Raw genomic sequence first — 23179 nt, forward strand, 5'->3', positions numbered from 1 at the left:
TATCCATGATGCAATGACCGCCTGACCCTACCGCGTGAAAAATGGCTTGAAACTGTCATAAACTTGCACAGTTTCACATTTGCAGCCCGTCTTTCTGAAGTTGTCAGGTTTGCTGCTTAACCAAAAACGCCCGACCGCCTGCGCATCAACTGCACAGAACAATCGGGCGTGAAAAGGCTTTTGGCTATCTAGCCGCCTATTTACTTCTTGCGAGCCTGACCCGGCTTCGGAGCCGGCTTGGACGGCTTGGAAGAGATCTTCTTAGCGTCGTCAGCGTTCTTCTTCTCGGTCTTGACCTCGTCGACCTTGATTTGAGCCTGCTTGGCAGCCTCTGCGGCCTTCTCCTCAGTGGTCTCCTTGGCCTCAGCAGCCTTGTCCTTGGCCTCGTCGGCCTTGTCGGCTGCCTTGCCCTTTACCTCTTCAGCCTTGTCCTTAGCCTCAGAAGCCTTCTCTTCAACGGTCTCCTTGACCTCTGCGGCCTTCTCTTCGACCTTGTGCTTAACTTCCTGGGCCTTCTGCTGGTATGGAGCTGGGTCAACCGGGAGCTTGTCGTCCTTGCGCAGCTTCCAAACGATGACACCGACGATTGCTGCAACAACAGCGAAGACCAGGGAAGCGGTTGCGATGCGACCGTTCTTGGCGCGCTGCTCTTCCTTACCGGTTACCTTGTCGATAGCCTTCTGGGTACGCACCTCGAGGTCCTTGCGAGCCTTCTTGGCCTTCTTTTCAGCCTTCTTAGCCTCGCAGCGAGCCTTGCAACGGGTCTTCTTGCCCTTGCGCTTAGCGTCCTTCTCGGCCTGCTTCGCAGCCTTCTTAGCCTGCTTCGCAGCCTTCTTAGCCTGCTTCTTGGTCTCCTTGGACTTCTTCTCAACCTTGCCGGTCAGTTCTTCGGCCTGCTCAGCGAGCTGATCGCGGGCGTCGGAAACCTTTTCCTTAACGTCTTCCGCCCAATTGGTTGCTGCGTCCTTTGCTGCCTCGTTCTGTGCAGCTGCCACCTTCTTAGCCTCCTGCATCGTGTCGTAGAGCTCTGCAGCCTTCTTGTCCCGGTAATCCGAGTAGCTGTCGTAAGCGGACTTCAGTCCCTTGACAGCCAGCGAGATTGCGTTGGGGTTCATGACTCTCCTTTATTAGTGCGTCGCCAACAGGCATCGCCTTTAATTCTCAATCAATGATTAATACTGCTGCGGCGCCAGTGCCTCTGAGACCAAGATGCTTCTAAGTCCAAGAGCTAGGGCCCAGTTAGGCCTAGCGCCGAAATATTTGCAGCAGGCTCACATTCCAGCTTAGGCACTATTTGGCCTCCATGGGGGTCAACGAAGAACTCTTTTCCTTATCTTGAGAAACATTTTCGCTGGTTTCTGCCACGGAGAAACTCACCAGTAGGAGCAATTGGCCACCAAGGTCGGTATCCTAAGGAACGTGACTATTAAGACTGCTACTGCAACTGTGCACACCAACCATGGCGATATCGTGATTGACCTGTTCGGCAACCACGCGCCGAATACCGTCGACAACTTCATCGGCCTGGCAGAAGGCACCAAGGAGTACAAGGGGCAGAACGCCTCTGGCACCGAGTCCGGCCCGTTCTACGATGAGGCCATCTTCCACCGCATCATCGCTGGATTCATGATTCAGGGTGGTGACCCGCTGGGCACCGGCACCGGCGGCCCGGGCTACATGTTCGACGATGAGATTCACCCGGAGCTCCAGTTCGATCGTCCGTACCTGCTCGCTATGGCAAACGCCGGCAAGCGCGGCGGCCGTGGTACCAACGGTTCCCAGTTCTTCATCACCGTTGTTCCGACCCCGCACCTCAATGGCGCTCACACCATCTTCGGTGAGGTCGCTGATGATGCCTCGAAGAAGGTTGTCGACGAGATCGCTCGTGTGGCTACCGATCACTGGGATCGCCCGCTGGAGCCGGTCGTGATTACCTCCATCGACATCGAGAAGTAATCCGCTAGCTTCTACGCTCTTTAACCCGTCCGGTTGTTCCGGGCGGGTTTTTCATGCCCATTTTCGCTTTACGACGGCCCGTAACTTCAATGTTGTGTTTAGGGGTAGTGGGGGTAGTAGCACATCGTGTTGATTCTCCACATGTCCACAGCCCTGTGGAAAAAATACTCCACTGTTCACCTAGGTGAACACGGGCCAAGAAGCACGTTACGGGTTCCAATTTTCACAAATTACAACAATTCACAGTTGTCCACAGACTTGTGCACATGTGTGGATAATTCCATTCTTGTAATTTACGAACCAGCGTTCGAAAGTGGTCGAACTCCGCAGAATATTGGAGTTACGCACAACTTGACTTGCAACTATGTTACTTGTTCACAGAGTTATCCACAGGCTGTGGATACTGTGGACACAGGGGATAGAACCAAAGTTGTCATGCTTTACGGTTTCTGTCACGTAACCCGTGAGAAATTTGGGACGAAATCTCTCCACAGTTATCCACAAATTACATGATTGTTACACAGGTTTCTGTGGATAACTTTTTTGCGCGATCAGTAGGAGGGAAATCCTCATTCGTCGAAAAACGTGTGGGAAACGGGTGTATTGACGGGGGTGAATTGACCTGGGTTTTTAGGTATGAAAAAAAGGCGCATCCAAAAGTGGATGCGCCTGAGGGGGTGCGATGTATTAGAGCTGACTAACGCCAACCCATAGTCATCAGCAGACCAACAATGAAAAGACCAAAGCCGATGACGTAGTTCCATGCGTTCAAAGTCACCATGAACGGAATATGCGGACCCGCGATGTAGTTGACCAGCAGCCAGCCCAAACCAATCAGCATGAACCCGAACATCAGCACCTTGTACCACACCGGCGTCTGAGTGCTGTTGATTTTGACCGGGGTACGGCTGACGGAGGAGCCACCGGATTGTGGTGAATTAGTGCTTTCGATCTTTGCCTTAGGCATAGCGCTTTAAACTCCTTAGGTTGTGGTCAGCAGGTTGCGATCAGCGCGGTATCTACACTCCCGCGGTATATGCATAATTGTAAACTTTGCATCCGAACTTACCAGTGAAGTTCGCAGGCAGTAGAATCCCCAGTTATGCAGATTCTCGTCGTCGATAACTATGACAGCTTCGTATTCAATCTGGTCCAGTACATAGGCCAGCTCGGCGAAACGGTTACTGTCTGGCGCAATGATGATGCGCGTCTCCGCGATGTTGACGACGTCGTAAAGCAATTTGATGCAATCCTACTGTCGCCCGGTCCCGGTGAGCCGTCCAATGCTGGATGGACAGAGGACATTATTCGCGCGGTGAGCAGGCAGGACGAGCCGACACCGGTGTTGGGTGTGTGCTTGGGTCACCAGGCGATTGGTGAGGTCTTTGGTGCGCAGGTCGTGCGTGCCGACGAGCTGTTGCACGGCAAGACCTCCCCGGTCACTCATGACGGCACGGGTGTTCTGGCCGATGTGCCCAGTCCTTTTATTGCCACGCGCTACCACTCGTTGACGGTGGATCCGAAGACACTGCCGGAGGAACTCATTGCCACGGCATTCACGGATTCGGGCATGCTGATGGCGATGCGCCACCGCGACCTGCCGATTCACGGCGTGCAGTACCACCCGGAGTCGGTACTCACCCAGTACGGGCACCGCATGCTGGTCAATTGGCTGCGGCTGGCCGGCGGTGAGTACACCGAGGAACTCCTGGCGGAGTTGGAAGAGCAGCAGGCCGTGTACCAGCGCGCCTTCTCAGACGTGCTGGCACACTAGCCGCTAGTTAGGCAGCAGATCCGGCAGCCTTATGGGAGGTTCCGGAGCAGGCCGTTCCTCTGAAGAGCTCTCCGGGGCAACCCCCAGCCGGTAGACGCGCAGGGTGACCTCGCCGTCCTTGTTGAGCTTGGAGCCGGCTGACGGGTTGGCCTTCTCCACGTGGTCGACCTTGGACAGATCCAGCGTGGTGACTTCCTCGGTGCGGATAGTTCCCTCGAAGCCGGCATTGGTGAGTGCCTTCTCCGCATCACTGCGAGTCTGGCCCTCAACTCGTGGCATCTTAATTTGGTTGCCGCGCGAAACGTGCAGCTCGACAGTCGTTCCGACGGTGAGCTCCGTGCCCTTCTGGGGAACCTCAACAACGGTTCCCTGTTCCTCAGTGGAGTCAACCTCCACCACCTCGACAACGAAACCAGCGGATTCGAGGGTCGTGCGGGCGGAATCCAACCTCTGACCAGTGACATCCGGAACAGTCTTGGTCTCGATACCGGAGGAGACAGTCAAAGTTACGCGGGTTCCCTTCGACACCTGAGAACCGGCAGCTGGAGACTGCTCGATGACATTGCCGCGCGGAACGTCCTCACTCGGTTCCTCTTGCAGCTTCGGATTGACGACAAGCCCCGCCTCCTCGAGCAGGCGGCGAGCTTCCTCTGCCTGTTTGTCGCGTACATCCGGCACATTGGTCAACTCTGGGCCCGAAGATACGCGCAGCTTGATACGAGATCCCTGCGGCAACCCCGATCCGACACCCGGTTCGGTGGCAATCACCGTGTCTCGGGGCACATCTGGGTTCGGCTCGTCGACGCGGTTGACCACGAAACCAGCCTGCTCGAGAACCTGCGTTGCCTCATTGACATTTAGGCCCTCGACCTGCGGAATGGCGACGGTCTCGACCTCGGTGGACGAGTTGAAAAGCTGGTAGGCGCCGTAGCCGACACCGCCGAGAGCGACCAGCGCAGCAGCCGCCAGTGCGACAGTCTTTCCTGCGCCACCCTTCTTTTTCTCAGGCTCGTCAGTGTTAGCGATCTGAGCAGGGGCTTCCGGCTGGGCAGCCACTCTCTCCGGTTCCGGAGCCGGAGCAGGGACAGCGGCCGGAGCCGGAGCCGGAGTTGCCTGCTGCGCAGGGGTCACCCGGGTCTCAGCATCCGACGGAGTTGCCGGAAGGAATTCGGTGGTCTTCGCATCGTCGTCATGCGCGCCGTGGTGCGCCAGCGCCAACGGATCCTCGCCGCGTGCAAGACGACGCAAATCCTGGGCGAAGTCCTCTGCGGAGTCGTAGCGCTCCATCGGATCCTTGGCCATCGCGGTCAACAGCACCGCGTCGAGGGCCTGAGCCGTGTTCGGGTCGGTGTTGAGCTTCCCTGAAGGCCGCGGCGGCTGGTCCTGAACGTGCTGGTAAGCGACAGAAAGAGGGGTTTCACCGGTGAATGGCGGGGCGCCCGTGACGGCCTCGAAAAGTACGCAGCCGACAGCGTAGATATCGGAACGGGCGTCGGCGGTCTTACCGCGCGCCTGCTCCGGCGAGAGGTATTGCGCGGTACCCAGCACCGCCGCAGTCTGCGTCATCGTGGTGGAATCACCGAGCGCGCGAGCGATGCCGAAGTCCATCACCTTCACCTTGCCGGTGTTGGTCAGCATGATGTTCGCTGGCTTGATGTCACGGTGAATAATGCCCGCATGGTGGGATGCCGTCAGCGCATCACACACCGATGCCATGATCGATGCGGCCTTCTTCGGGTCGAGCCGCCCCTCACGACGAACAAGATCACGCAGGGTCTCGCCCTGAATCAGCTCCATGACAATGAAAGGCACGCGCCCCATCGGGCTATCCGTCTCGCCGGTGTCGTACACCGACACGATCGACGGGTGATTCAGCAGCGCTGAGTTTTTCGCTTCACGACGGAACCTTGCGAGGAAGTTCTCATCCCTGGCAAGGTCGGCCCTCATCATCTTGACCGCGACAGAGCGACCGAGAACAGTATCTTCAGCGCGGTAGACATCGGACATGCCGCCAACGCCAATGAGCTCGCCGAGCCGATAACGGCCGGAGAGGAGATCGTCATTGCCAGACATTGTTCGTCAGTCCCTTCGGAAGGATTTCCACCAAAACATCTTGTACCTGAATATTACTGTGCATCTGGAGTCCCCAAGGTATTACCGGAGTCATTTCCCAAGGGCAATTGAATACCGGGTAGACCACCGCCACTGGAGTCGTCGCCACTGTCGTCGCCACTGTCGTTGCCCGAATCCTGAGTCGGTTCGGACGTATCCGGAGCGGTCTCGCTGGTGTCCTGCTCAGTGGAGCTGTCAGAGGCACCGTCATTGTTGCCGCCGTAGTTTTCACCAGAGTTGCCGCCGTCGTTATTTCCCCAGTTACCGGAATTGTCGCCCGACCAACCGTAACCAGAACCGTCGTTGGGGTCGGTGTTTTCCTCTGTGGTCTGCTGCTGTGACTGGTTCGGAATGTACTGCTCCAAGTTCGGAATGGTTGGCAGTGAACCGGTAGTCGACAGCGAATAGACGACCGCGATAGCACCGGCCAGCAACACTAGCAGCACCAACAGCACAATGCTGCCGCAGCCACAACCGCAGCCGCTGCGCTTCTTTGCCGGCTTACGCTGTCGGGCGGGTTGCTGCGGTGGCCGCTGCGGTTGCTGCGGTGGCTGCGACACCGGCATGGGCGGTCGCGTCATGGCACCGAGTTCGGTGGTCGCCGGGTTGGCAGCGTTGGATTGACGGTGCACCGTTGGGGTCACACCACGCGGCTGTGGTGGGCGGTGCCCCGCGCGCACTCGCAAAACAGCCTGTGCCAGCTCACGGCCATCGGCATAGCGACGCTGCGGATCCTTGCGCAGCATAATGCCGATAAGTTCGCGGATATGCGGATTGACCGTCGGCGCCAACGCAGGTGGTGCCTCGTTGATGTGTGCCACGGCAACCGCGACGGTGGAGTCGCCCTGGAAGGGCCGGGCGCCGGCCACCATTTCGTAGGCGACACAGCCAAGCGAGTAGATGTCTGTCGCCGGACTCACCTGTTTGCCCTGTGCCTGCTCCGGTGAGACATACTGCGCGGTACCGACGACCATGCCGGTACGCGTCAGAGGCACCGCTTCAGCGGCTTTGGCAATGCCAAAGTCGGTAATCTTCACGGTGCCCTCCGGCGTCACCAGGAGGTTGCCCGGCTTAATGTCGCGGTGGACAAGGTTCGCAGCGTGAATTGCCGACAGGCCGTGTGCAGTCTGCTCTAGCACGTCGAGCATCAGGTGCTCTGGCAGGGTGCGACGTCGCTGCAGCACCTGCGACAGAGATTCGCCACGGATGTACTCCATGACGATGTAACACGCGCCGTGGCTGCCGATGTCGCCTTCCTCGTAGGTGACAATCTTCACCACGTTTGGGCTGTTGACGCTGCGCGCAGCGGCGGCTTCGTTCTGGAAACGCTGCCGGAACTCGTAGTTGTCCGAGTACTCCTGGTTCAGAAGTTTGATTGCAACCAGTTCGCCGCTGGTGGCGTCGTCGGCAAGCCAGACGGTGGACATGCCGCCACGGCCGAGCAGACGGCGAACGTGATATCGGTCGCCAACGATGTCTTGAACTTGGTGGGCATCCATGCTTATCGACCCGCCTGTTCGACCGCGTCAATGAGTGCACGGCCAATCGGGGCAGCAACGGAGGCGCCGGTAGCGCCCTGGCCCTGGCCGCCACCGTTTTCCACGACGACAGCCACGGCGACATCGGAGTCCGGCGCGAAGGCGATGTACCAGACGTGCGGTGCGTACTCGCCGCGGACAGCACCGTGTTCCGCGGTACCGGTCTTGGAGGCAATACGCGAACCGTTACCGCCCGAGTGCGACTCGGAGCCGCGCATCAGCTCAGTTACGGTCTCCGCGACCTCCGGCGAAATCGCCTCGCCGGCTTCAATCGGCTTAAAGGACTTGATTTCGGAGAGGTCGGCACCGCGCACCGATTTGATGATCTGGGGTTCCATGCGCACGCCGCCGTTGGCAATCGTGGCGGCGATGATGGCGTTGTCCAGCGGCGTGAAAGACACGTCGCGCTGACCAATGGAGGTCTGACCCAGCGAGGACTGATCCGGAATATCACCGACAGCGGAGGGCTGAATCGGCAGGCCCGCGTCATCGTGGGTCTCACCGATGCCGAATCGCTTAGCGACGTCCTTGAGCGCATCGGCCCCGTACTGCATACCGAGCTCAGCGAATGCCGTATTACAGGACTGCGCGAAAGCCTGGCGGAGAGTTGTAGTAGCCCCACCACAGGTCGAGCCACCGTAGTTCTCCAACGTAGTGGTGGTATCCGGCAGCGTAATCTGCGGTGCGCCAGTGACCGAGGTGTCCGGGGAAGCGCCTTGCTCCAGTGCCGTGACCGTGGTCAACACCTTGAAAGTGGAACCCGGCGGCAGCGGACGCTGAGTGGCGTGGTTGAGCAGCGGTGCGCCCTCATTGTTATTGAGGGACTGCCAGGTACTCTCGTCGCCGGCGGCGATGTCATTCGGGTTGAACGACGGTGTGGAGGCCATCGCGAGAATTTCACCCGTCGATGGGCGAATGGCGACGGCGGAGCCGACGTAGCCGCGTTCAGCGAGTTGTTGGTACGCAGTCCGCTGAGCGTTCGGCAACAGCGTCAGCTCCGTGGAGGCCCCAGAGGGTTCCTTGCCCGTGACCATGTCGAGGGCGCGGGAGGTAAACAGCGAAGGGTCGCTGCCGTTCAAGATCTCGTTCTGAGAGCGTTCGATACCGGCGGAGCCGTAGATGTCCGACAGGTATCCGACCACCGCGGCATATGCCTCCGGGTCGGTGTCGTAGCTGCGGTCATAGAAGCCGCTCTCGCCCTTGACCGAGTGGGCCAGAATGTCGCCGTCAGTGGTGATTTGGCCGCGAGGTTTGGACTTTTCCTCCAGGAACTGACGGCTATTCAGCGGATTGTGGGCGTACTTATCCTGCTGGAAGCCCTGGATGTAGGTCAGGTTCGCCAGTAGAAGAACGAAGAGTCCGAGAACGACAACAAAGATTTGGCGAATGGTCTTATTCATCTACTGGTTCACCTCCTGAGATGCGTTGACATTGTCGTTGAGGCCCGAAGGGTTGCTTGGAATACCCCAGGGGCGGTTGGCCTCGTCAGAGACGCGCAACACGATGGCCAACATGATGTAGCTGGCCAACAGTGAGGAACCACCGGCTGACATGAACGGAGTAGTCAGACCGGTCAGCGGCATCAGCTTGGAAACACCGGCTGCAACCACGAACAGCTGAATGGCCATCGAGAATGCGACACCGGCCGCCAGCAGCTTGCCAAAGGAATCACGTACCGCCAAGCTCGCCGAAATACCGCGGGAAATCAGAATCGCGAACAGCAGGATGATGGCACTCAGGCCGGTAAAACCGAGCTCCTCACCAAAGGCCGAGAGGATGAAGTCAGAGTGTGCCACCGGAATGTTCTGTGGGTAGCCCTGGCCCAGACCGGTGCCACCGATGCCACCCCAGCTCATGCCGAACAGACCCTGGGAGAGCTGATAGCCGCCCTCGTCGTAGGAGCCCAACGGATCCAGGAAATGCGTGACTCGCGCCTGAATCTTGTCCGAAACCATGTAGACACCGACAACGCCGACGGTCACCAGCACCATGCCGATGATCAGCCAGGAACCGCGACCGGTGGCAGCGTAGAGCATTGCCAGCACAGTGCCGAAGAGCACCAGCGCCGGGCCAAAGTCATTCTGCAGAGCCATGATGACGGTAGCGATGCCCCAGATCAGCAGAATCGGACCCAGGTCGCGAACACGCGGGAAATCAATGCCCAGGAAACGCTTGCCCGCCACATTGAACAGCGAGCGCTTATTCACCAGCAGCTGAGCAAAGAAGATCAGCAGCATGACCTTGGCAAACTCACCCGGCTGCATGGAGAACGGGCCGATGGAAATCCAGATGCGGGCATCAGCATTAATCGACGACGGCCACACCAGCGGTAGCGCCAACAGAATCAAGCCGCCGAGACCCAGCAGATACGAGTACTGCGACAGCGAGTGGTGGTTGCGCAGCAGGACAATCACGCCGATAAACAGTGCGACACTGAGTACGGTCCACATGATCTGATTGCGCACCAACGAGGTGTCATTGGCCAGGTCGAGGCGGTGAATCATCACCAGCCCCAAGGCATTGAGCGTTGCTGCAACCGGCAGCATCACCTGATCGGCGTTGGGCGCCACAAAGGTCAGCGCGATATGCGCCACTGCAAAAATCACAAAGAATCCGCCAATGATGTAAAAGACATCTCCGGTCAGAGAGTTACCCTGAGCCAGTTCCAGCGAAATTAGTGCCAAAAGCAACAATCCTGCCGACAGCAGCAGCAGGAGCATTTCCTTCATCCGAAGCTGTCGCTTCGTGGTAGTTTCACTCATTTTCGCACCTGCCTACAGTTGACTCCTGGCTTCGAGCCCAGCTTTTCATCCTTCTTGTCATCGTCGGAAACGGACAGACACACCGGCAGCGCCGACTCCGCCAAACGTCCAATCTGGTCGCTGACACCGTTGTAGGAATCAGCTGGCAGACCTTCCAGCGAATTGCGTGCCGCCGGTGAGAGATCTTCCGGCGTCATGATGTGGCAGTCGACCTTCTCCTTCGCCGTCCCAGCCGGAGGAAGCTGAACTTTATTGTCATCGGTCAAACAGATGAACTGATGTGGCTCTTGCAGATCGAAGCCCAGCAAACTGCCGGGCACGCCGTGCATCAGCTGCACCTGCCCGTCGACCACCGCGAGATGGTACATCGACTCCTTCTTCTGCCAGCCCCAAATACCAAGGCCGACCAACCCGGCCACCAGCACCAGCACCACAGAAATAACTAGCCACTTGCCCTTGGAAGCTTTCTTCTCCGGCGCCGAAGTCACTGCAATTTCCTGTGACTTCCGCGGGCGGAGTGCCGCCGCGCGTCCCGCTGACGTATTGGGGCGGGGGAGTTCCTCCTCCGCACTCTGCAGGGCACCGGCCAGGGCGGGCTCGTAAGGCGTGCGTGCCGACGAATCGACAACATCGGCAACCACCACGGTGATGTTATCCGGACCACCGGACTTCAACGCGTAGTCAATGAGCTTGGTAGCGGCCTCGTCCGGAGTGCCCTCCGAGAGCACGTCTTTGATGGTGTCCGCGGACACTGGATCGGATAGACCATCCGAGCACAGCAGGTAGCGATCGCCCTCGTGAACATCGCGATAAGACAAAGTAGGCTCCACCGGGCGACCGGTGAGAGCCTTCAAAATCAGTGAGCGCTGAGGGTGAATTGCCGCTTCTTCTTCGGTGAGATTGCCCTCATCCACCAGGGACTGCACATAGGTGTCATCCCGGGTAATGCGGATGAGCTCCCCGTCGCGCAGCAGATAGCCACGCGAGTCACCGACATGGCACATGCCCAGGCGGGTGCCGTCGAAAAGCAGAGCAGTCAGCGTAGTGCCCATGCCTTGCGTAGAGGGGTTCTGCTCAATTTCATCCGCGATGGAGTTATTGCCCTCCATGCAGGCGCTGCGCAGGGACTCGAGCAAATCGGGGCCGGGCTGATCATTGTCCAGCCGAGAGACGGCCGCAATCATCAGCTGAGATGCGATTTCTCCGGCGGCGTGGCCACCCATGCCGTCGGCAAGCGCGAGCAGACGCGAACCCGCATAGGCGGAGTCCTCGTTGTTCTGTCGGATGAGGCCGCGGTCAGAGCGGGCCGTGTAATTCAGAGCAAGACTCATGGTTGCAACCTCAAAGTTGTACGGCCAATACGAAATTCCATACCCGAAGCCAGGCGTTCCGGCTGTTCCACGCGCTGGCCATTGAGGAATGTGCCATTGCGGGAGTCCAGGTCTTCCAGGTACCAGATGCCGTCGCGGTTGATGACGCGAGCGTGCTGGCCCGAGGCGAAGTCATCGTTGAGGACGAAGGCATTCGACTCTGAACGGCCAATAGTGATGTCGCGTTGGTTGTTTAGGTTCATGCGCGAACCCGCCAGCGGCCCGGAGGTGACAAGGAGCTGATGTGGAGTCTGCGAGCGCTGGAAACGCTTGGCCGGAGCACTGCTGGCCTGCCGAAGTGGGCGCAGCGGAGCCGAGCCTGTTGTTTCTGTACGCAGGGTGCGAAGCGTCATCCAAATGAAAAACCACAGGACGACCAGCACGCCGATGCGCGAAAGCAGAAAAACGATAGCTTCCACGTCCGAGGAACCTCCTTATGTAGAGCTGGTGGGTCCGCAAACCGAACACACGGACGTAATTATTCCAGGAATGTGTCGGCAAACCTAGGGCAGTGGCATGTGAACCTGGTGAACCTCACTACTTAGCGGATCTGAATCAGCGGATTTAACTAGCGGATCTGAACTTCGAGAACAGAATGCCCCAGCGAGATTTCGTCGCCGTCAGCCAGCAGCCAGTTCTCAATGGGTTCGCCATTGACAATGGTGCCGTTGGTCGAATGCAAATCGACGAGCACAGCGTCCTGGCCGTCCCACGTGATCTCGGCATGCTGGCGGGAAACACCAGTATCCGGGAGACGGAAGTCGGAAGCGGTGCCGCGGCCGATGATGTTCGAACCATGGCGCACCTCAAATACGCGCGAGGAGCCGTCCTGCAACAGCAGGGTGACGGTCTTTTCCTGGGACTGGTCTTCGCCCACGGTCGCGCTGCTCAGCTCAGTTGCAGCCTCTGGGTCGACCGCGGGGATGGGGCGGGAAGCGGTGGGGAACTGCTCAGCTTCAGGCTGCGGGTGGTAGGCGGCAGAGGTCTCTGCAGCTTGGGGTTCATCATCGCTTTGCGACGGGGCTGCGTCAGTGTTGGCATCATCGGCACTGTCCTCGAATGGGGCGAACTCCGAGGTGCCCACGGTGTCCTCGGTGAAAGTGCTGGCCGTCTTCAACTGGCCGGTGTGGAGAGACTCCACTGCCTGCAGGTGGACGCTAATGGAACCGGTGAAGCCCCAGCCGTTGTTACGGCAGTAGCGTGTCATGCGGTCAGCCAACTGATTCGGCAGGTTGGGCTCGGACGCAGAAAGGTTCTTGTAGTCGGCAGCGCTGATGCCAATGCGGAAATCATTGGGTGCCAAGTACTGACCGTTGGCGTCCTGCATCAGGAAGTCTTCAATTTCTTGCTTCAGGCATTCTTCTAACTCATTCGGGACAACCTTGCCGCCGAACACGCGCGCAAAGCTGTTATCGAGCCCGCGCTGAAGCGAGCTATCGAGCTTGCGGATGCGTCCTAGGAAATCCATCTGACTAAAGAAATTCGCCTTCTCCCGCCAAACCGCGGCGGGTTACGTGAAAAAAATGTGCACAAAAATTATCGATACTTAAGCAACAGTATAGAGCCCTACACCTTCAGTTAAGGGCTAGGAACTACTGAGGTTTATCAAATAGTGACGACGGTTGTGGAGGAAGTTGCTATTGCTAAGTGCTGAAAAGTGGTGGAAAACGCGCGCTGGCCTGGGGATTTGGTGGTGTATTAGCGCGGGGTGTTATAGTTCTATTCGTTCCCACGGGCGAGTGGCGGAATGGCAGACGCGCTGGCTTCAGGTGCCAGTGTCCTTTACGGACGTGGGGGTTCAAGTCCCCCTTCGCCCACAGCGAAGATCCTCGGAAGTGTAAAAGCTTCCGAGGATTTTTTTGTTTGCGGTGGCGGTTGGAGTGGGGTTTGGGTTGAAGCAGAGGCAGATGCTGAGCTGAGATTGTTGGCTTGTCCTTTACCCCCCCCCTTTAACCCTGTCCGGCACTTATGGCCAGGTTTCGGGGACTTATCGATGTATTCTCGACTTATCGATGCTTTTTCGGCACTTATGCGCACGCTGTGGGCCAGGCTCTTTCACTTGTCGATGCGCTATTCACTTGTGGACACGCTGTAGCGCATCGATAGGTGAATAGCGTGGCCATAAGTCGTCGGATGCGTCGGCCAGCTAGCATTGCAACGGCTCACGAGAAGAAATGTAGAAATCTCACAACTCATTTTGTATTGAAAGTAGAAGAAAACTTGAATAGTTTTGAGATGTGCATGAGGGCAGTCGGCCCCCATCTGGGGCATTGATATAGCGGTGTTCAGTCATGAGCTTGGCTTACGGCCATATTTTAACGACCATTTGGTACCTGTTCATATCGTGAAAAGGCAACTCAAGAATGTGTAAGAAGTATTAAGAGAGAGCCCGTTTGGTGAGTAATCTTCTTCCGAGGAAAACCTGCCAATTCATAGTCGGAAGGCAAACATGAAAATTGTATTTAGAGCAATGCTGGGTGCCGCAATTATTTTTGAAGGAGTTCTTTTCCTTCTTATGAATGTGGTATCTGGTTTGCCGGGTTGGGTATTCCTGTTACCACTTGCCGTGGTGGTTGCGGCTTTTCTCTTACTGTTTGGAGGTATGTGGCAAGACTATCTCAGAAATGGCAGGTCATGGGCTTCTTCGCTGTCCGAGACGTCAAAGAAATTTGGCGTACCTCGAAAAATACTAGCGTTACTCGTTTCGGAAGTTGGTTCGCTGCTAGCTGCTTTCACCTTTTTTAAGCCTCAGAGAAATGTCGACAGTGAAGTCAGATCCTTCACAGCATATAGAAACCTTCGAACTGTTGTTTTTATGATACTGGCGCTGAGCGTTGCAGAAATAAGCATAGTGCATTTTGCTATTTCTAATGCGTTTTGGCGATATTTATTGCTGGTAATTAGTGTTTATGCCGTAGTTCTTTTATCTGGATTTTACGTAACTGTTCGGGATCATCCACATCTAATGACACCGCAAGGACTCGTACTGCGAAATGGGCGAAGGCTTATTTGCGAAATTCCGTGGTCACACTTACGTCATGCGAGCTCCGTAACGGCAGGTGAAGGAGGGGACGTAGCAATTGACGAGCACGGCAATCTCAGGGTGCCTGTTTTGAGTGAAGTGAACGTCAAGTTAGAAGTCGATTCGCAGGTCGTGGCAGAAGATCTTTACAAGGGACCAATGATGGTTTCCTCGATTGAGATTTACTGCGACGACAAAGACACATTCCTGCGTGATCTCGCTGAGGAAAGGAATGCTCATTAAGTGCTTGGCAGCTTCCAGGGCTGGTAATCAACCCCGACCTACCGCCAGAACTTGGTCATCCCGCGCTTGTCCTCGATGTTGAACTCAATCATTTTGGCCAGCAGGTCGAGCGGCATGGACTCGGCCTTGCCATCCTTTGGCCAGGGGAAGCGGACCATCATTTTTCCGTAGGAGAGGCCGCGGGCATCGAACTCGTCGGAGAACTTTTCAATACCTGCGCGGGTCGAAGATGGACGGCCTTTATTGATGAGGATGCCCTGGCGGATTTAGCGATGTAGGTAGGGGCTAGCGCTTAGCGTACTTCTCCAGGTGAGCTGCGAAGCGAGCGGCGAAATGTTCAATTGTCTCGACCTCAGGAAGAAAAGTAATCCGGACATATGTCCCGCCTTTCACATTGAAAGCGCTGCCTTGGACGATGTGAATGTGTTCTGCTTCCAGAAACGAGAGAACGAAGTCCTCATCCTTATCAATTTCGTAAATATTGCCGTCTAGTCGAATGAAAATGTACAGCGCCCCTTGCGGCTCGATGAACGAGATTCCGGGAATCTTGCTGAGTGCTGTAGTGGCAGCAACTTTTTGTTCGAAGAGGCGGCCACCGGGTCGTACTAAATTGTCGATGCTGTGTTCTTTGCCCAGCACGGCAGCAATCGCGTGCTGGGCTGGAATTGAGGCGCACATCCGCATTGAGGCCAGTAGTCGAATTCCTTTAAGCAGGGTGTCCTGTTCGCGAAATCCAGTTGCAGTCACCCATCCAGCTCTCAATCCGGCCAAGCGATGCGTCTTGGAAAGGCCGGAGAACGTTAAGCAGGGGACATCCTGCGCTAGGCAAGCTGTTGGAGTGAACGAGGCTCCAGGGTACACAATGCGGTCGTAGATTTCGTCGGAAAGCAGCACTAGATTGTGCTCACGTGCGAGCTGGGCAATCTGGGAGAGAGTCTCCGGTGAGTAGATGGCGCCTGTGGGATTGTTTGGATTGATGATGACAATCGCCCGAGTTTTGGCTGTGATGGACTCGCGTATGGCATCGACGTCTGGCTGCCAATTATTTTCTTCTAGGCAGGAATAGTGCACGGGGACTCCGCCGGCGAGGGTGGTGGATGCGGTCCAGAGTGGATAGTCGGGTGAGGGGATGAGGATTTCATCACCGTCGTTGATGAGAGCTTGTAGACATAGGTTTACCAGCTCCGAGACACCATTTCCGACAAGAACGTGATTGCTATCGAGGGCGGGGAAGTCCTCATTCTGCGAGTAGTAGTCCACGACAGTCTGACGGGTGTCGCTCAGGCCGAGGGAATTTGAGTATCCAGAAGTTTCCTCGAGGCCACGGTGCATAGCGGAAAGTACCTCTGCAGATGGCCGGAAGCCGAATGGGGCAGGATTTCCGACATTGAGGGGAATGACCTTTACGCCCTGGCGCTGTAGCTCGTCGGCCTTGTCCTGAATTGGTCCGCGCAGGTCATAGAGAACATTATCGAGGTGATGCGAAAAATGGATTGGGCAGGATAGCACTGCGCGCTTCGATACGATAGCGCTACTATGTATATTCATGGTTAACAGTAGCACGTCTATGTTGGTCGGCGAGCTGGAAACGTGGATTGCGCAACACAAAGCCGGAGAAAAGCTGCCATCCAGCCGTGAAATCACACGGTCGTATTCGGTTAGCCCGGTGACAGTGCGAAACGCTATCCACGAACTGGCTACCCGCGGACTGGTAGAAGTGCGAGTCGGCGTGGGGGTATTCGTCAGGCATCGCCAACAACTCCCACGGGCGGACTTTAGCTGGCAAGTCGGAGCGCTGGGACCTCAGCCCAATACCGGAAGGGTTCTGGCCGCCACCCAGAGAGCTTCCACTGATGAGGCAATCAGTCTGCATTCCGGTTATCCGGATGAATCTCTGCTGCCAACGAACTTGGTACGAAGAGCGCTTACCAGAGTCAGTAAATCGTGCGATGCCTATCGACGAGCACCGGTGCGGGGGATGGCAGAACTGCGGCAGTGGTTTGCTTCGCAACTGGTACGGGCAAATGAGCGCGATGTGGTTATTGTTCCGGGCACACAGAGCGGGCTCGGTGCCATTTTTCGTGCCATTTCACCGAAGGAACTCATCATTGAGTCGCCTTCATATTGGGGTGCAATCCTGGCTGCTCGGCAGGCTGGGATTTCTCTACTACCAGTGGAAAGTGATGATGAGGGGCCAATCCCCGAGAGTTTGGAGAGGCTGCTACGAACGAGTTCTGCACGAGCTTTTTATGGTCAACCCACGTTCGGTAACCCTCATGGGAAACGGTGGTCGACAGCTCGTCGTAAAACAATTATTGAAATCATAAGAGCGTTCAACGCTTTCCTCATTGAGGACGATTGGGCACATGATTTCGCATTCGACGCACCTGATGTTCCGATAGCGGCGGATGATGCCGAAGGGCATGTCATCTATCTGCGATCGCTGACAAAGGTGATTTCGCCTGCAGTTCGGGTAGGGGCAGTAATTGCCAAGGGGCCGGTTCTTCAGCGGATACTCGCAGAAGTTTCAGCCGAAGCGTTGTACACCAGTGGAATTTTGCAGGCCGTGGCGCTGGACGTCGTCAAGCAAAGTGCGTACGCGACGCACCTCAAAAATATGCAGGTCGCACTGCGACAGCGACGAAATGATTTGCTTGAAGCTTTATCCAGATATGCGCCGTCGGTGGAAACTCCACACGTGCCTCAAGGAGGACTCAACTTGTGGTGCAGGCTTCCCGATGGCACAGACCCCCAAGAGGTTGCCGAACGTTGCGAAGGACGGGGACTGATAGTTGCGCCAGGACGGGACTGGTTTCCCTCCGAGGAAATCGGCCCGTATTTACGCCTGAACTTCGCGGGTCCCCATCCCGAGAGATTTGTTGATGCTGCGATGATTCTGGACAGCGTGGTTTCGGGCTAGCCACTAAATTCGACGGAGACCTTCCTACCGCCAAAACTTGGTCATCCCGCGCTTGTCCTCGATGTTGAACTCAATCATCTTGGCCAGCAGGTCCAGCGGCATGGACTCGGCTTTGCCATCTTTTGGCCAGGGGAAACGGACCATCATTTTGCCATAGGAGAGGCCGCGGTCATCGAACTCGTCGGAGAACTTCACAATGCCGTCGCGCTCTGGGGCGATGGACATGTGTTTCTTGGCGTAGGAAAAACCGATGATAAAAGTGCCATCGAGCGTGAACATCGGCTGATTCCAGGCAATGCGAACGCCGAGTTCCGGGTACTTTTCATGAACCCATTCCAACACCTCGAGAGCGACAGTGCGCTGCGTGTCATCATCTACCCGCGAGAGGTGATTGGCGAAGAACTCGGCGGTGGTTTCATCGGTCATATGCTGAACAGCCATGGCCTGGATTTTACTGTGCCATCAACTAACACCCGAGCCATCAACTAACATGACTCCGAGTGGCTACAGATTTGAATACTCAGTTTGATCCCAAAAAGGCGTGGCCAGCGCTATGGACCGTGTTGCTCGGCTTCTTCATGATTCTGGTCGACGCCACCATTGTCACCGTTGGTATCAACACCATCCAGCATGAACTGGGCGGTGAGCTCAACCAGGTCATGTGGGTGACCAGTGGTTATCTGCTGGCCTATGCCGTGCCGTTGCTCATTACCGGCAGGCTCGGTGACCTCTGGGGAGTCAAGCACACCTATGTAGCGGGCCTGGTTATCTTCGTGTTGGCGTCGCTGGCGTGTGGGTTGGCGCCGTCGTTAAGCATGCTGATCATTGCCCGCGTGGTGCAGGGACTGGGGGCCGCGCTGCTGACGCCGCAGACGATGGCGCTGATTACGCAGATGTTTCCGCCGGCGCATCGTGGCGCGGCGATGGGCCTGTGGGGTGCGGCGGCCGGAATTGCCTCGCTGACGGGGCCGCTGGCCGGTGGCGTGTTGATTGAGCTGCTGAGTTGGCGCTGGATTTTCCTCATTAATGTGCCGATTGGGCTGATCGGGCTCGTTTTTGCGTTCCGCTATCTGCCGACCTTTGAGACGCACCGCAACAAGATTGATTATCTCGGTGTTGTACTCAGCGCGATTGGTATGTTCCTGCTGGTCTTCGGCATTCAGGAGGGGGAGAGTGCCGGCTGGTCCGGTTGGATCTGGGCACTGATTGCCGGTGGCGTGGTGGTTCTTGGACTATTCACCGCGTGGGAGGCCAAGACCACGGCCGAACCGCTGATGCCGCTGTCCCTTTTTAAGGATCGCAACTTCACCATCTCCTCGCTGGCCATTGCCGTGATGGGCGCGCTGGTGGTCGCGGTCGGTTTCCCGATTATCCTCTTCGCCCAGAATGCTCGCGACCTATCGACCATCCAGGCCTCACTGCTGCTCGTGCCGCAGGCGCTCATCTCTGGTGTCATGGCGCCGTGGACTGGGCGAATGCTAGACCGGCTGAAGTTCCGTGAGTTCGCGCTGATTGGTTTTGGGTCCTCACTGGTGGGCATGCTCGGGTTCCACTACCTCATCCACGAGGATCTCTCCGTGCTGTGGCTGCTGCTGCCGGGCGCCGCATTCGGTGTGGCAAACGCGTTTATATGGGGCACGCTGTCGACGGCTGCCACCCGCAACATCGACCCGTCCCTCGCCGGTGCCGCTTCCGGTGTGTACAACACCATCCGCCAGATTGGCAGTGTGCTGGGCAGCGCACTGATTGCCACCGTCATGGCCGCGGCGCTCAGCAGTAACCGTGGCGACTTCACCACCGCCATGAGTGACGCGATGTGGCTACCGGTGGCGCTGTCGGCCGTGGGTGTCGTCGCGGCGCTGGGGCTTAAGAATCCGAAGTAAAACGCTCCACCATGTAGTCCGCGATGCCGACGGGATCGGCTAGGAAGTCCCTGGTTGTCCGTACCGCGAGGGTGTCTTCGAAGTGGGTGGTGTCGGCGTCGTCAAGCGAAATGATTGTTGCTTCCGGTGCGGCGAGCAGGATGGGGGAATGCGTCGCCATGATGATTTGTGCGCCGGCTTCCGCGAGCGCGCCGAGGCGGCCGAGGAGCTCCAGTTGGCGTAGGACCGACAGTCCGGCCTCGGGTTCGTCGAGGAAGATCAGTGATTCGGCGCTGAAGCGGCGTTCGGCCAGCGTCATGATGGATTGGCCGTGGCTCATCTGGGTGAGGTCTGCCATTTCTCTGCCACCTGGTAGCTGCCCAAGCGACTCGTAATAGCGCGCGAGGTTCAGGTGCGCGTCGCCGCGAAAGAAAAACGTATCCGGGGGATTGCGCCTGGTCAGCGCCAGGGGGACTGGGGAGGTGCGCTCTTGCGTCTTGTATCGCGAGCCGCCGTCTGTATCGACCCCCATCGCCGATGCCAACGCCTCCAGCACCGTCGACTTTCCCTTGCCGTTTTCGCCGGTCAGGATGGTAATCGGCGTGGTGAAGGTCATGGGGAAGGGCAGCGCGAGCTTTACGACGTACGCCGGGAGCTCGGCATCATCGTGAATACGGGCATGACGGAGATAGATCATGGTTGCGGCAGCTGGTCAATCTGTTTGAGCAGTTCATAGCCGTCGGCGCCCTCGATGAACGGGACCTCCTTGTTCTCCAACTTTTCAATTGGCACCGCCGTGCCGTGAGAGAGCACGTGCTCGCTGGGAGTGAGGTTGCGGATTGCGATGGCCGCGACCTTGTCGGGATGCTCCGCCGCGGCCGTGCCGTAGATGAGCGGGTCGTACTGGCCATCATCGCCGACGAGGATCCAGTTGATCTCGGGGAAGTCAATAAACAGGTCCCGCAGCCGCACCTTCTTGTGTTCCTTGCCGGAGCGGAACAGGCCGGTGGGCGTTGGCCCCCAATCGGTGAGAAGCAGTGGGCCCTTCGGCAAGTTGTTGCGGTGCAGGAACTTTTTTAGTGTGCTGAAGGTGTTCCACGCTCCGGTGGAAAGGTAGATGACGGGGACGTCCGTGTCCTCGTCCGTTTTGCTCGCGTAACGACGGCGAAGTTGCGCATAGAACTCGCCGAAGCCAGCGACGGCCTTGCGCTCATCTGTCTCCTTGACCCAGGAGTTGTAGGCGGCGATGAGGGCGCGCGGCAGCATAGTGACCAAAACGGTGTCATCAATATCGGAGACGATGCCGTATTTGGTCTCCGGGGAGAGGATGAGGACCTCTGCAGGAGTGTCGTTGATGGTGATTTCGTGCCAGCCGGGTTCCAGGCCGTGATTCCTGATTAGTACCTCGATATAGCCGTTGCTATCCGTGGTGGTTTCCACCGTGCGGTCGCCGGCAGTGATGGTGACGGGAAAGTCCGCGAGTTCGACGGTAAAGAACTGCCAAAATCCGCGTTTTTTGTTTCGTTCTTCGTCTCGTTTTTTGGCCGGATCCTTCAGGAGGACACGGCCGAATACGCGCACGCGCTCTGCATTTCCGTACCCGGTGAAACCGATGATTTCCGGTTCCCAACCAGCGTTTTTGGAACGCTTGGCGGCCAGCGCGTTGATCCTTCTCTCGGTCTTGCGGACGACATCTGCCACGGACATGCTTTCCAGGATACGGGTTGACAGGACGGGGGAGGGTGCGCGTAGGTTGGTCGCCCAAGAGAAAAGTCAACCCTTTAGGAGTGTTCTCTTTTTATGCGTTTTTCCGGTAAGTTCATCGCATCCGCCGCTGTGGCAGCAGGCATGATTGCTGCCCCGACCGCGGCCGCTAACGCTGCATCAGTTAGCGCCTGGGATCAGGTTGCGGCTTGTGAGTCCGGCGGAAATTGGCAGACCAATACCGGTAACGGCTACTACGGCGGACTGCAGTTCTCGCAGCAGACCTGGAGCGGCCACGGCGGTGACCAGTACGCACCGACGGCTGACCAGGCCACTAAGGAGCAGCAGATTGAGATTGGCGAGCGCGTGCTTGCCTCCCAGGGTGCTGGCGCATGGCCGAACTGCGGTGGTCCGCTGGGTTAATCCTCCCCATCATCAAAGACCAGATCTGGCACAGCCGCGAATGACAGCCACCACTTCATGTAGTGGTCATGGCGTGCTTTCGTCTTCTGGGTAGCGCGTTTGTCAAAAGTCTGTCGGCCGAACCCGGCTAATGGTCCGGCCGGGACGGTCGCCGCGGTAACGCCGTCGGCAGAGGACCACACCTCTGAGCCGTCCTCATAAGCGGTGATATCCCAGAGCTTGTGGGTTTTCAGGTTGTGGTGCTTCCTGCATAGGCAGTGCAGATTCTGCGTGTCGGTGGGACCACCGGCTTCGGGGTCTTCCTGGTTGTACGGCGCGATATGGTCAATATCGCACTTGTACGCTGGGACTTCGCAGCCGGGGAAGCGACATGTTCCATCGCGACCGTGGACGCGGGCGACCTGCGCTGGAGTTGGGCGGTAACCATTGGTGGCGCTGTCTGCTGAGAGGCGGACATGCGTCACCTTTTGCATCCACTCCTCCGTGACCAGCGCGCCTAGCCAGCCGGCACCGTCCAGCCAGGCGTCATCACTGTGGGGCTCGCGGAAAACATTGAGCACAACTTCCGCATTGGTGCGCTGGTGGATGAGTTCCACAAATGCATCCGCCTGCGTCATTTCCTCATTCGCGCGGAAGACCGTTTCAATTGCGCACATGGCGAAATAGGCGCGGTCCGGCCGCAGTGTGAGAATGATTTGGGAGTAGCTGTCGGGACGTTCCACCAGAGTCACCGATTCCGTGTCGGTGATGGTGGGAATTGTGCTGTCGGCGCGAGCACGGTCATCCAAGTCCGCAGCAATATCACCAATTTTGGTGGTGAGCGTGCGAGGACCAATCATTGCTTGACGACGCTTCCGTGGCGTAACCAATGCCAGAATCTTCTTCTCTGCATCGGGTATTTGATCAGGCTCGATGCCGACTACGCCATGTGCAATGATGCCGAGTTGCCGCATGGATAATGCGCAGCTTTCCCGGGCATATTCCGCCAACTGTGGCATTTTCTCCAGCAACAGGCCAATGTCACAGATACGCAGTGCCTCACTGCGAGTGATTCCCAACCGAACGCTGATGCGAGCGGCATGGTTTTCAACGTCATCATCACCTGCAGGGCAGCAGGCTTCAATCAACTCAAGTTGGGCGCGGTTGGTAGCCCGCGCGAGTGCTGAGAGCTCATCTTCAGAATTCTCATGAGCCCAATATGGTTCGGGTACTTGTTCGGACTTCATTGGATCCCCCTGGTGCTCCAATGGTTGTCGGTTTTCTTTCGAACTTACTTGCTATCATACGGGCATGTTTCTAGTTTGTAAAGAGAAATGAAAGAGAATTTTGAGGAGTTTTCGAAGGTGGTCGGTGGAGGCGGTAAAGCGCTATCTAGCTGCATATTTGAGGGAGTAGTGTGAGCTGTATGCGAGCTAGCGGACGGAAAACAAAACTAAAACACCCGTTCGAAAACGAAAGCTTGGTAATCCCGCTTTCATAAAAGCGGAGCTGTA

21 protein-coding genes and 1 tRNA gene are annotated in these 23179 nt (G+C 57.2%); 7 read left to right on the forward strand and 15 right to left on the reverse strand.

The window, feature by feature from the left end; translation table 11 throughout:
- Positions 1-200 precede the first annotated feature (200 nt).
- Complete coding sequence (locus HMPREF2920_RS03160; RefSeq protein ID WP_070853990.1) at positions 201-1115, reverse strand: hypothetical protein; 915 nt, start codon at positions 1113-1115, stop codon at positions 201-203.
- Between the two features lie 304 nt (positions 1116-1419).
- On the opposite strand from HMPREF2920_RS03160, the gene HMPREF2920_RS03165 reads away from it, so the two are divergent.
- Positions 1420-1956 carry a peptidylprolyl isomerase gene (locus HMPREF2920_RS03165; RefSeq protein WP_369707163.1) on the forward strand — a complete coding sequence of 179 codons (537 nt, stop codon included), beginning with the start codon at positions 1420-1422 and terminating at the stop codon, positions 1954-1956.
- A 697-nt stretch (positions 1957-2653) separates the two neighbouring features.
- Here HMPREF2920_RS03165 and crgA read toward each other — a convergent pair.
- On the reverse strand, positions 2654-2923 hold the full coding sequence (gene crgA / locus HMPREF2920_RS03170; protein ID WP_005511903.1) for a cell division protein CrgA: 270 nt from the start codon (positions 2921-2923) through the stop codon (positions 2654-2656).
- A 135-nt stretch (positions 2924-3058) separates the two neighbouring features.
- On the opposite strand from crgA, the gene HMPREF2920_RS03175 reads away from it, so the two are divergent.
- On the forward strand, positions 3059-3730 hold the full coding sequence (locus HMPREF2920_RS03175) for an aminodeoxychorismate/anthranilate synthase component II (protein ID WP_048731900.1): 672 nt from the start codon (positions 3059-3061) through the stop codon (positions 3728-3730).
- 3 nt (positions 3731-3733) lie between these two features.
- Here the strand turns inward: HMPREF2920_RS03175 and pknB are convergent, their stop codons facing one another.
- The 7 genes from pknB to HMPREF2920_RS03210 form a co-directional block, all read right to left on the reverse strand.
- Positions 3734-5803: a Stk1 family PASTA domain-containing Ser/Thr kinase gene (gene pknB, locus HMPREF2920_RS03180; RefSeq protein ID WP_070853991.1), complete on the reverse strand. Its 2070-nt coding sequence runs from the start codon at positions 5801-5803 to the stop codon at positions 3734-3736.
- Between the two features lie 53 nt (positions 5804-5856).
- Positions 5857-7341 (reverse strand): serine/threonine-protein kinase, encoded by a 1485-nt coding sequence (locus tag HMPREF2920_RS03185; RefSeq protein ID WP_070595878.1) that lies wholly within the window; start codon positions 7339-7341, stop codon positions 5857-5859.
- Between the two features lie 2 nt (positions 7342-7343).
- On the reverse strand, positions 7344-8780 hold the full coding sequence (locus HMPREF2920_RS03190) for a penicillin-binding transpeptidase domain-containing protein (RefSeq protein ID WP_016421755.1): 1437 nt from the start codon (positions 8778-8780) through the stop codon (positions 7344-7346).
- Positions 8781-10142 carry an FtsW/RodA/SpoVE family cell cycle protein gene (locus tag HMPREF2920_RS03195; RefSeq protein ID WP_069358904.1) on the reverse strand — a complete coding sequence of 454 codons (1362 nt, stop codon included), beginning with the start codon at positions 10140-10142 and terminating at the stop codon, positions 8781-8783.
- The gene (locus HMPREF2920_RS03200) at positions 10139-11473 is read right to left on the reverse strand and encodes a PP2C family protein-serine/threonine phosphatase (protein WP_049193413.1); all 1335 of its coding nucleotides are present in this window, start codon (positions 11471-11473) and stop codon (positions 10139-10141) included. The genes HMPREF2920_RS03195 and HMPREF2920_RS03200 overlap by 4 nt, the downstream gene beginning before the upstream one ends.
- Positions 11470-11931, reverse strand: a complete 462-nt coding sequence (locus tag HMPREF2920_RS03205) for an FHA domain-containing protein FhaB/FipA (RefSeq protein ID WP_016421758.1) — start codon at positions 11929-11931, stop codon at positions 11470-11472. The genes HMPREF2920_RS03200 and HMPREF2920_RS03205 overlap by 4 nt, the downstream gene beginning before the upstream one ends.
- A gap of 149 nt (positions 11932-12080) precedes the next feature.
- Positions 12081-12980, reverse strand: a complete 900-nt coding sequence (locus HMPREF2920_RS03210) for a DUF3662 and FHA domain-containing protein (protein ID WP_070439233.1) — start codon at positions 12978-12980, stop codon at positions 12081-12083.
- Positions 12981-13245: 265 nt separating this feature from the next.
- Here HMPREF2920_RS03210 and HMPREF2920_RS03215 point away from each other — a divergent pair.
- Together HMPREF2920_RS03215 and HMPREF2920_RS03220 are read left to right on the forward strand one after the other, a co-directional pair.
- Positions 13246-13329, forward strand: a tRNA-Leu gene (locus HMPREF2920_RS03215).
- 632 nt (positions 13330-13961) lie between these two features.
- Positions 13962-14777, forward strand: coding sequence for a hypothetical protein (locus tag HMPREF2920_RS03220; RefSeq protein ID WP_049172588.1), 816 nt, complete (start codon positions 13962-13964; stop codon positions 14775-14777).
- Positions 14778-14815: 38 nt separating this feature from the next.
- Here HMPREF2920_RS03220 and HMPREF2920_RS10980 read toward each other — a convergent pair whose 3' ends face one another.
- Positions 14816-14938, reverse strand: coding sequence for a hypothetical protein (locus HMPREF2920_RS10980; protein ID WP_255351592.1), 123 nt, complete (start codon positions 14936-14938; stop codon positions 14816-14818).
- A gap of 124 nt (positions 14939-15062) precedes the next feature.
- The gene (locus HMPREF2920_RS03230) at positions 15063-16325 is read right to left on the reverse strand and encodes an aminotransferase class I/II-fold pyridoxal phosphate-dependent enzyme (protein ID WP_070546983.1); all 1263 of its coding nucleotides are present in this window, start codon (positions 16323-16325) and stop codon (positions 15063-15065) included.
- Between HMPREF2920_RS03230 and HMPREF2920_RS03235 the strand changes: the two genes are divergently transcribed.
- Positions 16324-17697 (forward strand): aminotransferase-like domain-containing protein, encoded by a 1374-nt coding sequence (locus HMPREF2920_RS03235; protein WP_070546985.1) that lies wholly within the window; start codon positions 16324-16326, stop codon positions 17695-17697. The two genes, HMPREF2920_RS03230 and HMPREF2920_RS03235, sit on opposite strands and share 2 nt — an antisense overlap.
- A 24-nt stretch (positions 17698-17721) precedes the next feature.
- On the opposite strand, the gene HMPREF2920_RS03240 is transcribed toward HMPREF2920_RS03235, so the two are convergent.
- Positions 17722-18138, reverse strand: a complete 417-nt coding sequence (locus HMPREF2920_RS03240) for an iron chaperone (RefSeq protein WP_070546987.1) — start codon at positions 18136-18138, stop codon at positions 17722-17724.
- Positions 18139-18197: 59 nt separating this feature from the next.
- Between HMPREF2920_RS03240 and HMPREF2920_RS03245 the strand changes: the two genes are divergently transcribed.
- On the forward strand, positions 18198-19580 hold the full coding sequence (locus tag HMPREF2920_RS03245) for a DHA2 family efflux MFS transporter permease subunit (protein ID WP_070853992.1): 1383 nt from the start codon (positions 18198-18200) through the stop codon (positions 19578-19580).
- On the opposite strand, the gene HMPREF2920_RS03250 is transcribed toward HMPREF2920_RS03245, so the two are convergent.
- Both HMPREF2920_RS03250 and HMPREF2920_RS03255 read right to left on the reverse strand, forming a co-directional pair.
- Complete coding sequence (locus HMPREF2920_RS03250; protein ID WP_070853993.1) at positions 19564-20256, reverse strand: AAA family ATPase; 693 nt, start codon at positions 20254-20256, stop codon at positions 19564-19566. The genes HMPREF2920_RS03245 and HMPREF2920_RS03250 overlap by 17 nt on opposite strands.
- On the reverse strand, positions 20253-21266 hold the full coding sequence (locus HMPREF2920_RS03255; RefSeq protein WP_070549586.1) for an App1 family protein: 1014 nt from the start codon (positions 21264-21266) through the stop codon (positions 20253-20255). The genes HMPREF2920_RS03250 and HMPREF2920_RS03255 overlap by 4 nt, the downstream gene beginning before the upstream one ends.
- A gap of 93 nt (positions 21267-21359) precedes the next feature.
- On the opposite strand from HMPREF2920_RS03255, the gene HMPREF2920_RS03260 reads away from it, so the two are divergent.
- Entirely contained in the window at positions 21360-21686 is a 327-nt protein-coding gene (locus HMPREF2920_RS03260; protein WP_005511827.1) for a transglycosylase family protein, read from the forward strand.
- Here the strand turns inward: HMPREF2920_RS03260 and HMPREF2920_RS03265 are convergent.
- Positions 21683-22912: an HNH endonuclease signature motif containing protein gene (locus HMPREF2920_RS03265; protein ID WP_070853994.1), complete on the reverse strand. Its 1230-nt coding sequence runs from the start codon at positions 22910-22912 to the stop codon at positions 21683-21685. The two genes, HMPREF2920_RS03260 and HMPREF2920_RS03265, sit on opposite strands and share 4 nt — an antisense overlap.
- Positions 22913-23179 lie beyond the last annotated feature (267 nt).

Origin of the sequence: Corynebacterium sp. HMSC075F02, from assembly GCF_001838335.1 — a bacterium.
GTDB classification, from domain to species: Bacteria; Actinomycetota; Actinomycetes; order Mycobacteriales; family Mycobacteriaceae; genus Corynebacterium; species Corynebacterium jeikeium_D.